Source organism: Maribacter sp. MAR_2009_72, from assembly GCF_007827235.1.
Taxonomy (GTDB): Bacteria; Bacteroidota; Bacteroidia; order Flavobacteriales; family Flavobacteriaceae; genus Maribacter; species Maribacter sedimenticola.
In genome coordinates, this window is record NZ_VISB01000001.1 from 2,196,489 (window position 1) to 2,209,194 (window position 12,706).

General features: G+C 33.0%; 17 protein-coding genes. 15 read left to right on the forward strand and 2 right to left on the reverse strand.

Annotated features, from left to right (window positions below; genetic code table 11):
- The first annotated feature begins 180 nt into the window (after window positions 1–180).
- The 7 genes from JM81_RS09185 to map all read left to right on the forward strand — a co-directional run bounded on the left by JM81_RS09185 (window position 181) and on the right by map (window position 5,761).
- Entirely contained in the window at window positions 181–639 is a 459-nt protein-coding gene (locus JM81_RS09185; protein WP_144802563.1) for a hypothetical protein, read from the forward strand.
- Between the two features lie 184 nt (window positions 640–823).
- A complete protein-coding gene (locus JM81_RS09190) occupies window positions 824–1,951 on the forward strand; it encodes an epoxide hydrolase family protein (RefSeq protein WP_144802566.1) in 1,128 nt (375 codons plus the stop codon).
- 68 nt (window positions 1,952–2,019) lie between these two features.
- Window positions 2,020–2,397, forward strand: a complete 378-nt coding sequence (locus JM81_RS09195; RefSeq protein ID WP_144802569.1) for a DUF2200 domain-containing protein — start codon at window positions 2,020–2,022, stop codon at window positions 2,395–2,397.
- A 182-nt stretch (window positions 2,398–2,579) separates the two neighbouring features.
- Complete coding sequence (locus tag JM81_RS09200; protein ID WP_144802572.1) at window positions 2,580–3,071, forward strand: GNAT family N-acetyltransferase; 492 nt, start codon at window positions 2,580–2,582, stop codon at window positions 3,069–3,071.
- Between the two features lie 367 nt (window positions 3,072–3,438).
- Window positions 3,439–3,897 (forward strand): YybH family protein, encoded by a 459-nt coding sequence (locus JM81_RS09205; RefSeq protein WP_144802575.1) that lies wholly within the window; start codon window positions 3,439–3,441, stop codon window positions 3,895–3,897.
- 422 nt (window positions 3,898–4,319) lie between these two features.
- Window positions 4,320–4,760, forward strand: coding sequence for a DsrE family protein (locus JM81_RS09210; RefSeq protein ID WP_186435556.1), 441 nt, complete (start codon window positions 4,320–4,322; stop codon window positions 4,758–4,760).
- A 236-nt stretch (window positions 4,761–4,996) separates the two neighbouring features.
- Window positions 4,997–5,761 (forward strand): type I methionyl aminopeptidase, encoded by a 765-nt coding sequence (gene map / locus JM81_RS09215; RefSeq protein ID WP_144802580.1) that lies wholly within the window; start codon window positions 4,997–4,999, stop codon window positions 5,759–5,761.
- Window positions 5,762–5,800: 39 nt separating this feature from the next.
- Here the strand turns inward: map and JM81_RS09220 are convergent, their stop codons facing one another.
- A complete protein-coding gene (locus JM81_RS09220; RefSeq protein WP_089260748.1) occupies window positions 5,801–6,178 on the reverse strand; it encodes a Fur family transcriptional regulator in 378 nt (125 codons plus the stop codon).
- Window positions 6,179–6,363: 185 nt separating this feature from the next.
- On the opposite strand from JM81_RS09220, the gene JM81_RS09225 reads away from it, so the two are divergent.
- From JM81_RS09225 to JM81_RS09250, 6 genes are all read left to right on the forward strand, one after another.
- A complete protein-coding gene (locus tag JM81_RS09225) occupies window positions 6,364–7,269 on the forward strand; it encodes an NAD(P)/FAD-dependent oxidoreductase (protein ID WP_261375005.1) in 906 nt (301 codons plus the stop codon).
- A gap of 1 nt (window position 7,270) precedes the next feature.
- On the forward strand, window positions 7,271–7,516 hold the full coding sequence (locus JM81_RS09230) for a hypothetical protein (RefSeq protein ID WP_186435557.1): 246 nt from the start codon (window positions 7,271–7,273) through the stop codon (window positions 7,514–7,516).
- A 1-nt stretch (window position 7,517) separates the two neighbouring features.
- A complete protein-coding gene (locus JM81_RS09235) occupies window positions 7,518–8,165 on the forward strand; it encodes a class I SAM-dependent methyltransferase (protein ID WP_144802587.1) in 648 nt (215 codons plus the stop codon).
- 205 nt (window positions 8,166–8,370) lie between these two features.
- Window positions 8,371–8,949, forward strand: a complete 579-nt coding sequence (locus JM81_RS09240; RefSeq protein WP_144802590.1) for a Crp/Fnr family transcriptional regulator — start codon at window positions 8,371–8,373, stop codon at window positions 8,947–8,949.
- A gap of 90 nt (window positions 8,950–9,039) precedes the next feature.
- Window positions 9,040–9,930, forward strand: a complete 891-nt coding sequence (locus tag JM81_RS09245) for an MBL fold metallo-hydrolase (RefSeq protein WP_144802593.1) — start codon at window positions 9,040–9,042, stop codon at window positions 9,928–9,930.
- Between the two features lie 68 nt (window positions 9,931–9,998).
- Window positions 9,999–10,388, forward strand: a complete 390-nt coding sequence (locus tag JM81_RS09250; RefSeq protein ID WP_089261244.1) for a nuclear transport factor 2 family protein — start codon at window positions 9,999–10,001, stop codon at window positions 10,386–10,388.
- Window positions 10,389–10,474: 86 nt separating this feature from the next.
- On the opposite strand, the gene JM81_RS09255 is transcribed toward JM81_RS09250, so the two are convergent.
- Window positions 10,475–10,885: a winged helix-turn-helix transcriptional regulator gene (locus tag JM81_RS09255; RefSeq protein ID WP_144802596.1), complete on the reverse strand. Its 411-nt coding sequence runs from the start codon at window positions 10,883–10,885 to the stop codon at window positions 10,475–10,477.
- 95 nt (window positions 10,886–10,980) lie between these two features.
- Between JM81_RS09255 and JM81_RS09260 the strand changes: the two genes are divergently transcribed.
- Both JM81_RS09260 and JM81_RS09265 read left to right on the forward strand, forming a co-directional pair.
- Window positions 10,981–11,817, forward strand: coding sequence for an alpha/beta fold hydrolase (locus JM81_RS09260; RefSeq protein WP_144802599.1), 837 nt, complete (start codon window positions 10,981–10,983; stop codon window positions 11,815–11,817).
- Window positions 11,818–12,092: 275 nt separating this feature from the next.
- Entirely contained in the window at window positions 12,093–12,680 is a 588-nt protein-coding gene (locus JM81_RS09265) for a DUF1684 domain-containing protein (RefSeq protein ID WP_144802602.1), read from the forward strand.
- The last annotated feature ends 26 nt before the right edge of the window (window positions 12,681–12,706 follow it).

The window sequence follows — 12,706 nt, forward strand, 5'->3', positions numbered from 1 at the left end:
ACCGTATTGTTTACTTATTTTTATAAGTCTTTTTAAAATCTTAAGGATTTTGCTCTGACTAAAAAAACCTAAACCTGAGTAGCCGGCAGACATGAAAAAAAGCTTAAGTTTTGTGCGCAGATGAAAAAGAAAAGGTATTCTGCAACTACTCTATGCTTATCCAAATCGTTATATTTAATTATGAATAAGATAATTTGGGTAACTTTTTTTATTTTTTCTATCAAAACCTTTTCACAAGGGAGTAATGAGCCTGTCTGGTGGGAAATGGATAGAAAAGGAAATCATCTAGAAGTGGCAAGTTATTTACTCTATAAAGTACAATCGGATTCCACACGAAATAAACACGCCGAGTACTTGCATATAGCTAGAGCTTATGGTTACTTAAATGACTATGAAAAGGCGAGTTTTTATTGGAAAAAGTCTATTGAGGAAAATGCCCAAAGTTTAGATGAACAATTTTGGTGGTACCATAAAGGTACTTTGGCCTTTTTTGAAAGAAACCGTAATGAGCTTTTAAAATATTGCATATTATTGAAAAACAATCATTCAAATTATTATGCAAATAATGCCAAACTGTTAGAGGCTCTTTATGCAAATTTTGACAAAGGGTATGAAGAAGCTTGCAATCTGGCTCACTAAATTATTAAGTTTAATAACAGTATAAATTTATTACGGAAAGATCTTCTTTCGGAGAATACAATGCATATTAGGTAGGTTTAGTCCATCGGTCGAAATCTTATCCGATTTTACACCAAAACTATGCTTTACAATATATAAAAGTATTACCATACCGTATAAATGGTTTGCATAATGACCAGTTTAGATGATAGAAAAATTTAAAGTGAACATACCACCATCCGATCTTGATGATTTAAAACATAGAATCAAAAATGTTAGGTGGCCAGATGAAATTAAAAACTCAGATTGGAAGTATGGTACAAGTCTTTCCTATATCAAAGAACTTGCAGATTACTGGCTAAACGATTTTAACTGGAGAACAATAGAAAAAGAAATCAATTCCTTTCCCAATTTTATTGCAACCTTTGACGGTATTAAAATCCATTTTCTTCACATAAAGAGCAAAAGTAAAAATGCCATACCAATAATTATAACCCATGGTTGGCCAGGTTCATTTCTTGAAATGCTCAAAATAATACCGTATCTATCAGAATCAGAAAATATACCATTTCATTTGGTGATACCTTCAATTATAGGTTTCGGATTTTCAGAAAAGCTTACCGAGAATGGTAGTGATTACGGGTTTAACGCAGATTTATGGCATAAATTAATGCTTAAACTTGGGTATCATAAATATGGCCTTCAAGGGGGAGATATTGGTGCGGGTATTAGCATAAAAATTGCACAAAAATATCCTGAAAGCATTATCGGGTTACATTTGAACTACATATCAGGTTCTTATGTGCCATATTTTAGAGAAAATGAACCTATGGATCCCCACATCTTAAAGTACCAAAAATCTACCCGGTTGTGGAACGAACGGGAAGGTGCTTATGCTTTGGTCCATAGCACAAAACCTTTGTCATTGGCATATGGATTAAATGACTCCCCTATTGGACTTTGTGGGTGGATAATAGAAAAATTTAAGGCTTGGAGCGATAACGATGGGAATATTGAAAATAGTTTCACAAAAAAAGAATTATTGGCAAACGTTACATTGTATTGGTTAACTCAAACTATACATTCATCAATTAGAATGTATCACGAAATCAGTAATAATCCACTAAAATTTGGAAAAGATGATTTTGTAAAAACTCCAGTTGGTTTCGCAATGTTTCCAAAAGAGATTCCCGTACCGCCCAGAGATTATATTGAAAAAGGGTTTAATATTGTTCATTGGACTAAAATGCCTAAAGGAGGACATTTTGCGGCTCTGGAACAGCCTAAATTGTTGGCTGATGATATGATACGATTTTTTATAAATTTGAAATAAAATAGCACAAAACTTCATACAGAACTATACCTAAACGTTGGTAACGTTAAACTTAAAATCTAACTATAATGAAAGTTACAGCTGAAAAAAACGAAAAAATAGGTGCAATGACCTTTGCATCTGTTTATCCTCATTACTTAAACAGGTTAGAAAAAAACGGAAGAACTAAAGCTGAATTCCATAAAGTAATAACATGGCTAACTGGATTTGATGATAAAACGATTCAGGAATTGATAGATGAAAAAGCCACTTTTAAAACATTCTTTCAGAAAGCTAAATTAAATCCTAATGCACACCTTATTAAAGGCGTGGTTTGTGGCTATAGAATTGAGGAAATACCAGATGAATTTGAATTGTATAGAAACTGTAGATATTTGGATAAGTTGTATGATGAACTCGCAAGAGGTCGTAAAATGGAAAAAATATTACGTGTTGAAAAAAAGTAAAACCGGTGCCAATTAATACCACTTATAAGCATTGCGGCATTTTGGGATAATTAATCTCTTTTTGTTGTATGATGTCCGTAAAATCTTTAGAATTTCACTATTTAAATGGCATAAGGCAAAAAGTTGTTAGTTCCCAACTTGGTTAAAGCTAAATTGTCATAGGTAATCAAGAACCTATAAAAATGATTATTAGAAAAGCAAAAGAATCCGATTTTGACCAGGTTTGGCAAATATTCTCTGAAGTCATTAAAACCGGGGACACCTATGTATTTAATCCAAATACTCCTAAAAAAGACTTGAAAAAGCATTGGTTCGCTGAATATATGGAAACTTATGTAATGGAAGAGAACGAACGAATACTAGGAACATACATTCTTAAACCCAACCAAATTGATTTAGGAAATCATATTGCAAACTGTAGTTATATGGTAAATCCTGATATGCAAGGAAAAGGCGTTGGAAAAAAACTTTGTGAACACTCACTTAAAATGGCAAAGCACCATAATTTCGAAGCTATCCAGTTTAACATTGTGGTTAGCACAAATAAAGGAGCAGTAGCATTATGGAAAAAATACGGATTTGAAATTATTGGTACCACTCCTAAAGGTTTTAGACATTCTGAATTAGGACTGGTTGACACTTACATCATGTATAAAAATTTGAAAGAAGAGTAACCAAAAATAGGCACCACTTAATATATTTTGAACTAAAAATATTACCCCAGCTTCAATATAATATAAAATTTTATGTGCTGTTTCGCTACTGATAATTATATCCTGTTTTATCGCAGTTTATGATTACTAGAAAATACCATTGCCATTACACTACATTAAAACCAACTATTTACCAATAGTAATATTCTTCAGAAATATTGGACAATGACAGTTGACTAAAAGTCCTTACCTATTTCAGGAAAATTCTAACGTTTATCTATTAGGAATATATTTCCTAATTTAAATGCACGAACGGCGCAACTAATTATATACTAGTAAGTTGTAAACTAAAAAACGAACTAATATGAAAAGATTAAAATTTTATCTAATGATACTTATGGCAGGGTTTTTCATTGGATGTAAAAATGAGAAGATAAAAGATAGTGCAACAAAACCAACAGATGCTGAATTAACAGCCCTTATAACTGAGCAGGTAGACAGTCTTTATTCCGTTTATGAACGATTTGACTATGATTGGATTGAATTTTACGCTGACAACTACACTGCTATTTACCCAGATTCACCAATTCAACATTTAACCAAAGATTCCTTAATAGCACAATGGCAAAAAATTTACGCTAAATATGATGTACAGCTTATTCATCGTGGAAGACCAACTATCATTCCGTCTGAAGATATGGCTATTTCATACAACACTTTTAATGAAATATTCATCAATAAGGAAAGTACGGACACCATTAAAAATGTAGGAACCTATATTGTTAATTGGAAGAGACAACCAGATGATTCTTGGAAAATAGTATTTGAAACTTTACAGAATCATTAAAGCTGCACACGGCAACATTCACCCTATTTCATAAAAAAAATGAACAAATAGATTATTCAAGTTGTTATAGAACATCCATTATGTAAAATCGCAAATAGTAACTTTAGGGTGTAAAGCTAAGGTCTGTTTATATGTATAAAAGCTGCTAACCACACATTTAATATAGCCGAGTCATGGTAGTGCAAGTACTATCCACTTTAGAACGGAATGAAAACATATAGCATTAGTGGTTTTGGTGCCGATACTAGAGTGTTTAAACATTATCCCCTTACACAAGAATTAATTTCAGTTAATTGTACCAAACCAAAAGTACAACTCCGGTCCAATAAAAGTAAATACATTGTTTGGTTTTCCAATTGCCGAGGAATGGCTATTTATTCTGTATTTTTAAATAAACCAATATGTACTTAAATATAGAATTCATGAGCAATATTTTCAAAATCGTATTAATAGTTATAGTAATGGCTACTACCGTGACAGTAGTTCATGGTCAAAAAAAATTAGACCAGCAAACCGTTACAGATTTACAAAAAACACCTAAATATGGCTTTATACTAACTACGGAAAGGCATTTTAAAGGGGTACTAAGCATGTATGATTTGCTCATTGAAAACGGTGTTTCAATAGAAAATTACGAGATTGTTGTTAAAGGTAAAGTGGTTACCCAATTGGTGAAAAATTCTGAACTGGAAAAGCTTTTTCAAAAATATAAGGGAAAGGTCAAGGTAAGCGTCTGCAGTGTTGCCATGGAAAAATTAGGCGTAGCGGAAGATACGCTTTTTGACGGTCTTACTATCACCCCAACTGCTTCTGTACGGATGCTTCAATTACAAGCAAATGGGTACAATACTTTGACGTACTGATACAGATAACGATATTTAGAAAATTCCGATATTGTTAAATATATTTAACGGACAAATCAATACAAGAACAACCCCTATAATTATTATAGCTTTAATCGTGATACCAAGGTTTTTATAGTACTCTTTATAGTAATCATACAAAACCAAAAGATTTTGCCAAGTGTATGGCAGAAACCAAAAGGTAATTTACTGCCGAATTGTTCATTACAAAACCGTTACCCCATTAAAAAAATGATATGTCAATAACGAAAGAATCTGAATTAATAGGAATGCAAAAAATTAGTGATGTTGTTGGAACTACACTAAAATTAATGAGAGAATATGCTAAAGTTGGGATGTCAACTAAAGAGCTTGATGAATATGGAGGTGAAATTTTAAAGGGTTACGGAGCTAAATCTGCACCATACGAAACCTATGGATTCCCTGTTTACACATGTATAAGTGTAAATAAAGAAGCAGCACACGGAATACCATCAAAGAAAAAAATATTAAAAGAAGGAGATTTAATTAATATTGATGTATCAGCAGAACTAAATGGTTTTTGGTCTGACAATGGTGGTTCTTTTGTTCTTGGAAAAGACATTCATAATCACCAACCTCTTGTAGATGCTTCTAAGAATATTTTACGCAAAGCAATAAACAATATAAAAGGTGGAGTGAAAATTTCAGAAATTGGATATATAATAGAAACCGAAGCAAAAAAATCTGGATTTAAAGTCATTAAAAACTTGGCTGGTCACGGCGTGGGTAGAAGTTTACATGAAGAGCCTGAAAATATACTAAACTACAGGGTTAAAAGTAACAGGGAACGATTTAAGAAAAATACAACGGTAGCAATAGAAACTTTTATTTCAACAAGGTCAACTATTGCCGTAGAATTGAACGACGGTTGGACCTTAGTCGGAAACAAAGGTGGATATGTTACCCAGCACGAACAAACCATACTAGTAACTGATAAATATCCTGCTATCTTAACAGAATCGAACGATATTTGGGGTTAAGTATATGGATAAATAGCCTTTTTAGAGCAGTTAAAAAACTTACGAACAGTCATTACAGGTCCCCGTAAGAACACAATTTGCGTTTTGAACTTCATACCCATTAGGAACCGAATATTCTACAGGTACTTGCAGACATTCTATTGAATCACACGACAAACATCTAAAATGAAAGTGATGTTGAACAACTTCTGGTTGATCCTCACATTTTTTGCAAATGGCAAAATATTGTTTGCCATCTTCCGCTACAATTTTATGGACTATATCATCCTCACAAAATCTATTTAAGACCCTATAAATTGTTGCCCTATTGATTTCAATATCCAACTGCCTCTCAATAGCATCTTGACTTAATGCTTTTCTGGAACTTAAAAGTAAGTTCAACACGGCTTCTTTTGTTGGCGTATTTCTTCTATTCATGTTTTATTGCGAATAAGTTGCAATAATACGGAAAAACTGTATATTTGACAACAATTACTATTGCGACAATTTCGCGTTAAAGATCATTTATGATAAGAAGAGAGGTTATAAGACTTTTTGGAGTAACTGGTATAGTAACTATACTGTCAAAACCTTTATCGCTCTTTTCACATTACACCAACAAAATGAAAAAAAAAGAGTTTGAAGTCATCATTATTGGCGGCAGTTATGCTGGACTTTCCACAGCAATGAGTTTAGGCCGTTCATTGATAAATACATTGATTATAGATGCTGGTAAACCGTGTAACCGCCAAACACCGCATTCCCATAATTTTCTGACCCAAGATGGGAGCACGCCTCAAAAAATGGCTGAAATTGCCAAGAATCAATTATCTAAATATGACCATATTAATTTCTATAAAGGATTTGCCGTAAGTGGAAAAAGAATTCATAAAGGCTTTGAGATCACCACATCAGATGAAACTATTTTTACTGCAAAAAAACTGGTTTTTGCCACAGGAATCAAAGACATAATGCCTGACATAAATGGCTTTGAACAATGTTGGGGAATATCTGTAGTACATTGCCCCTATTGCCACGGGTATGAAATACGCAATAAAAAAACCGCTATAATTGCCAATGGGGAAAGAGCATTTCACCTAGCATCCTTAGTGCACAACCTAACCAAGGAAATAACCATCATTACCTCCAATATAAAAGACCTTGAAGAAGATCAGCTCATAAAATTACAAAGGAACGCTATTCATATTGTAGAAAAAGAAATTGCAACGATTGAACATAAAAATGGCCAGTTAGAACTTATTGTTTTCAAGGATGGAAGTAAAGAAAATTATGACTGTGCCTATGCTGCAGTTCCGTTTATACAAAATTCTACCATACCTGAGGAATTAGGCTGTAAACTCACCGAACATGGACATATACAGGTCACTGCAATGCAAAAAACCACAGAAGATGGAATTTTTGCCTGTGGCGATAATAGTACATTAATGCGTTCCGTTGCAATGGCAGTTTCCAGTGGTAACATTTCAGGTGCTGTTATCAATAATGAACTCACACAAGAGCATTTTTAATATGGTTGAAGTACTTATAACAAACGTAAAATTAGAAGGTCACTCAGAAGAAATTCTACATTTCCTGAAAAACGGCTATCCAACATTAAAAATAAATTTTGATTTGGAGGATTTCAACAGACCATATCCTTGTGGACATTCTATTTTAAGGATAGAAGGAGGATGTTTAGATACTGTTGCCATAATACGGCAACTTAGAAGCAAAGGAATTGAATGTGATTTATTAGATGATAAAATCTGTGTGTAGTATGACTGCATTTTGGGAAACTGCTTTTAAAAACAAGAAAGAGTTGTGGGGAATGAACCCTGCAAAATCCGCTGAGCTAACAAAAGATTTTTTTGTGGAAAATGAAATAAAGAACGTGCTAATACCAGGAATTGGATATGGACGAAATGCACAACCATTTATTGAACATGAAATTGCAGTTACAGGAATTGAGATTTCAGAAACTGCAATTAAACTTGCCAACAAGCATTTCGGTGCTGATCTGAATATCTTTCACGGCTCCGTAACCGAAATGCCTTTTGACGACCAAAACTATGACGGAATTTTTTGCTTTGCCCTAATTCATTTGTTGGATAACGAGGAAAGAACAAAGCTGATAAAAGACTGTTACCATCAACTGGCCGAAAACGGATATATGGTTTTTACCGCTGTAAACAAAAATGCTTCTCAATTTGGAAAAGGAACAAGGATCAGTAAAGACCGCTACGAAATTCATAAAGGCGCAAAAATATTCTACTACGACCAAGAATCCGTTAAAGAAGAGTTTGAAAAGTACGGCCTTTTAGAAATATTAGAAGTAGAGGAAAATCAACCCATGTACTTAATTAAATGTAAAAAAAGTAAAAGCACTATTCACTTAACAAATAATTCAGCACAAGAAAACTACTAAAATTATTGACCTCTTTATCGTTTTCCAAAATCTAAACAATAAACCCAAATTAATATACCTATCCAAGATAAACCTTCCTAAACTTCAAGTAATTGATTAACAATCAAAACTATACAGAATAGTCTTTACCCATAACTTCTATCCGTACCTTAAATTACCGATATTAGTAACTCAATAGTTCTCTAGAATAATCTTACGCACAAATATGAAAACGTCACTGATCAATTATATCTTAAAACATATAACACTCTCAAAAGAAGAGCTAGAGGACTTTTGCAACTTATTCAACCAAAAAGACGTTAAAAAAAAGTATTTCCTTATGCGTGAAGGAGAGGTTTGCAAGTTTGAAGGTTTTGTTACCAAAGGCCTTTTTAGAGTTTATCACATAGACAGTAATGGCTTTGAACAAGTACTCTATTTTGCACAGGAAAATTGGTGGATTACAGATATTGACAGTTTTACCAATGAAACGCCCTCACAACTTTACATACAAGCCTTAGAGGACAGTGAAGTATTATTAATCTCAAAGAAAGATAAAGAGTTTGCTTATAACAATATTCCTAAAATAGAAAAACTCTTTAGAATCATGACTCAAAAAACGCATATCGCTTTACAACAAAGAATGATAGACAATTTGAGTAAAACAGCCGACCAGCGTTATTTGGACTTTATTGGAAAATACCCCAATCTTTTTCAACGACTAACCAACCTGCAGATTGCCGCTTATTTGGGCATAAGCCATGAGTTTTTGAGTAAAATTAGACGAAAAATAGCTAGTAAATAATCGTTGCCCAATCATTTATTGAACTTGTTCAATGTTTTGAGGTGGGTAAGCGTTGCACCTTTGTACCATCATTAAAAACAGGACAAAAAAATGAAATCGATTATTTCAACAACATTATTTACAATTTTAATTTTATTCAAAATGAATGCACAAGAACAAAGTTTTAAAACAATAGAAACAAGCAAATTTAAACTTCAAATTTACAACGCATCAGAAAATAGTTTTGGTGTGGCATCTGTAATTATCTCAGGGAAAAACGATGCCGTATTAATAGATACACAATTTACATTGGCAGAGGCCGAACAAGTAGCCCAAGAAATTAAAAACTCAGGTAAAACCTTAACAACTATTTATGTGTCTCACGGTGACCCGGATTATTATTTCGGATTAGAAGTGTTTAAAAAATATTTCCCTGAGGTAACGGCTTATGCAACGCATGCAACAGTAGAACATATAAAAGCAACAGCCCAAAAGAAATTGGAAGTTTGGGGCGAAAGATTAGGTGATAAAATTACATCCAATGTTATTTTACCGCAAGTTCTAAAAGGAAACACTATTGAGTTAGAAGGTGAAAAATTGGAAATCATTGGATTAGACAATTTCCCAAAAAGAACTTTTGTCTGGATTCCATCAATTAAAACAGCTTTAGGTGGTATTAATGTTTTTGGCACAACATTTAATGTATGGATGGCAGATGCACAAACAACAGAAGCACGCCAAAACTGGTTATCAATCTTAAATAGCATAAGTGATTTAAAACCTGAAATAGTAATTCCGGCACATGCAAATACAAATTCAGATTTCACAATTGATGCTGTAAATCATACCAAAAATTACATTCAATTTTATGAAGAAGCTTTAAATAGCAATACCACTTCTGAAGCATTGATAGCAACGATAAAATCAAAATATCCAAAATTAACTTTTGAAACAGCTTTAGTGCTAGGAGCAAAAGTGAACACAGGAGAAATGAAATGGTAAGATTTTTAATAATCATCAACCTGGCATTGCTTTTAGTAATGTCAGGTTGTTCATTTAAACAAGGAGCAATGACAAATTTAGAAATCATAAAAAGTACGTATGAAGGTAAAACTTCAGAAGAAAACGGTAAAAACTTGGCCAAACATGTAGCTGAAAATATTAGTTGGACAGAAGCCAAAGGTTTTCCTTACGGAGGAACTTATATTGGTTTAAAAAGTATTACCGAAAATGTTTTTAAGCGCTTAGGTAGCGAGTGGACCGATTATAAGTTTACTCCCGAAGATTATATTGCAAATGAAGACAAAGTAGTTGCTTATGGTACATATTCCGGCACCTATAAAAAAACGAACACATATTTTGAAGCACGCGTTGCGCATATTTGGAAATTAAACGATGGTAAGATTATTAGTTTTGAGCAGTTTGTAGACAGTAAATCCGTAGACGAAGCAATTCGTTAAATTACTACTCCAAGGGTGTACATAAGTCATTGATGAATTTGTTTTCGTCTATGGCTGCTTTATTTAAATAATTGAAATATAGTAATTTAGGGTTGTAGCAAGCTGTTCATTGAATCTAAAATAAATTTCTCCTTATCCATTTTAATTTCCTTTATAAGAGATTTCTTTTCCTCCGTAAGGGTAAAATATTTTTCTGCCCATAAATTAATCTCTACAATTACAGGAATTAAATCAATACCCTTGGGAGTAAGCTGGTATAAAACTTTTGCTTTACTTTCTGGATGGACTAATTTTTGGATCAATCCATGATTTTCTAACATTACCAATCTATTTGCCAAAATATTTGTTGAAATTTTTTCCTCTGTCTTTAACAAATCCCCATAAGTTAGCTTTTTATTGAACATTAAATCCCTAATTATCAATAAAGACCACTTGTCGCCCCAAATTTCAAGTGATGAACTTATTGGACATTGAGACCTTCTTTTTAGTGCTTTCATAAAATCTATTGTAAAATCACTTGCATTTTGCAAGTAAATTAATTTATATTTACACTTGCAAAATGCAAGTAAAATACAAATATAAAAGAAAAGCTATGAAAGAAAGCGCTCTTAACGTACAAACAAAAATTGCAAACATTGAGGGAAATGCAATTGCCTATCGCAAGTACGGTACCGGAATACCAATAATTTTATTAAATAGGTTTAGAGGCACATTAGATACTTGGGACCCGTTATTTTTAGATGAAATGGCTAGGCACAATACGGTAATTACAATTGATTACTGCGGCATAGGCTATTCTACAGGAGAATTACCGCTAGATATTAAGGACGTAGCGTCTAATGTTATAAAATTTGCCAATCATTTAGATATTGAAAAATTTATTCTTTTAGGCTGGTCTTACGGAGGTTGGGTAGCACAATATGCTACTTTTCTATATTCTTCAAGAATATTGAATACCGTTATTATTGGCAGTAATCCTATTGGTAAAAACGAATTACCCTTTAAAAAAGAATTCTTTGAAAGAGCTTTAAAACCAATAAACGATAAGGACGATATCCAAGTTCTATTTTTTGAACCTGGTTCAGAAAACAGCAAAGCTGCGGCAGAATCTTCTACAAATAGAATAGCAAAAAGATTTAATCTTAATAAAGTACCCTCAACTCAAGAGATATTCAATAGGTACTTTGCTTCAAAAACCGCAATTGCAGAAGACAAGGATAATTTTAGAACAGCATATCAAACCACAACTATTCCTATTTTGGTAATATCCGGAGATCATGACATTTCTTTTGCACTAGAAAACTGGTATCCAATGCTGGGTAAAGCACCCACATTAAGGCTCATTGTTTTACCAGAATCCGGTCATGCCCCACACTTTCAATATCCAAATGAAACGAGCGCTTATATTAAGGCTTTTTTGGGGAACTAAACCGTGTAAATTAGCACCTAAATATACAGGAAGTAAAATCGTGAATTGCCCTTTATAGTTATCATACAAATAAAAAAGTTACCGTAGGTAAAACCATTAAGGTCGCCACAAATTAAATCCATGAACAAAAACCTTAAGGGCTTATTGTTAAGTCTGTTTTGTTAACAGTTTAAATTACCCTCCAGCCTTCATTTTGGCAGAAAATTTAAACTAAATTAAGTGTGATATACTTAAAATGGATAGTTTAGAGTTAGTATTACAACAATCTTATTACCATGACAAAAACGTTAACCCTGCTTATCATTTTGCAATTATGTATAGCAAATGCCCAATCTTACAACCAATCGGTCTTGGATTTTCAACAACATTTAAACGAGGAATACAAAAACCCAGATGAATCACCTCTTGATAAAAAAGATTTAAAATGGTTTAAAGGTCATGATTTCTTTCCGATCAATGAGAAATATAGGGTAGTTGCAAAATTTACTAAGATTATGAACCCTACCCCATTTTTAATGAAAACCACAACAAGCAGACTTTCTATGTACGAGGTCTACGGGGTCGCTAATTTTGAGTTAGATGGTAAAGAATATCAACTTAACGTTTATCAAAATCATAAACTTAGGGAAACTGAAGAATATAAAAATTATTTATTTCTTCCGTTTACGGATTTAACCAATGGCGATCAGACCTACGGTGGTGGTCGGTTTATTGACTTGGAAATTCCCGAAGAAGAAACAATTGTTATTGATTTCAATAAGGCATACAACCCTTATTGCGCCTATAGTTCCAATTATTCCTGCCCCATTCCGCCAAAAGAGAATGATTTAGACATCCACATTACGGCCGGAATAAAAAAATAAAAGTACTTGTCCAATAAATATTGGCA

Coding starts and splice junctions, on each gene's coding strand:
- JM81_RS09185 (WP_144802563.1), top strand. CDS start 181: ATGAATAAGATAATTTGGGTAACTTTTTTTATTTTTTCTATCAAAACC.
- JM81_RS09190 (WP_144802566.1), top strand. CDS start 824: ATGATAGAAAAATTTAAAGTGAACATACCACCATCCGATCTTGATGAT.
- JM81_RS09195 (WP_144802569.1), top strand. CDS start 2,020: ATGAAAGTTACAGCTGAAAAAAACGAAAAAATAGGTGCAATGACCTTT.
- JM81_RS09200 (WP_144802572.1), top strand. CDS start 2,580: ATGATTATTAGAAAAGCAAAAGAATCCGATTTTGACCAGGTTTGGCAA.
- JM81_RS09205 (WP_144802575.1), top strand. CDS start 3,439: ATGATACTTATGGCAGGGTTTTTCATTGGATGTAAAAATGAGAAGATA.
- JM81_RS09210 (WP_186435556.1), top strand. CDS start 4,320: ATGAGCAATATTTTCAAAATCGTATTAATAGTTATAGTAATGGCTACT.
- map (WP_144802580.1), top strand. CDS start 4,997: ATGTCAATAACGAAAGAATCTGAATTAATAGGAATGCAAAAAATTAGT.
- JM81_RS09220 (WP_089260748.1), bottom strand. CDS start 6,178: ATGAATAGAAGAAATACGCCAACAAAAGAAGCCGTGTTGAACTTACTT.
- JM81_RS09225 (WP_261375005.1), top strand. CDS start 6,364: ATGAAAAAAAAAGAGTTTGAAGTCATCATTATTGGCGGCAGTTATGCT.
- JM81_RS09230 (WP_186435557.1), top strand. CDS start 7,271: ATGGTTGAAGTACTTATAACAAACGTAAAATTAGAAGGTCACTCAGAA.
- JM81_RS09235 (WP_144802587.1), top strand. CDS start 7,518: ATGACTGCATTTTGGGAAACTGCTTTTAAAAACAAGAAAGAGTTGTGG.
- JM81_RS09240 (WP_144802590.1), top strand. CDS start 8,371: ATGAAAACGTCACTGATCAATTATATCTTAAAACATATAACACTCTCA.
- JM81_RS09245 (WP_144802593.1), top strand. CDS start 9,040: ATGAAATCGATTATTTCAACAACATTATTTACAATTTTAATTTTATTC.
- JM81_RS09250 (WP_089261244.1), top strand. CDS start 9,999: ATGACAAATTTAGAAATCATAAAAAGTACGTATGAAGGTAAAACTTCA.
- JM81_RS09255 (WP_144802596.1), bottom strand. CDS start 10,885: ATGAAAGCACTAAAAAGAAGGTCTCAATGTCCAATAAGTTCATCACTT.
- JM81_RS09260 (WP_144802599.1), top strand. CDS start 10,981: ATGAAAGAAAGCGCTCTTAACGTACAAACAAAAATTGCAAACATTGAG.
- JM81_RS09265 (WP_144802602.1), top strand. CDS start 12,093: ATGACAAAAACGTTAACCCTGCTTATCATTTTGCAATTATGTATAGCA.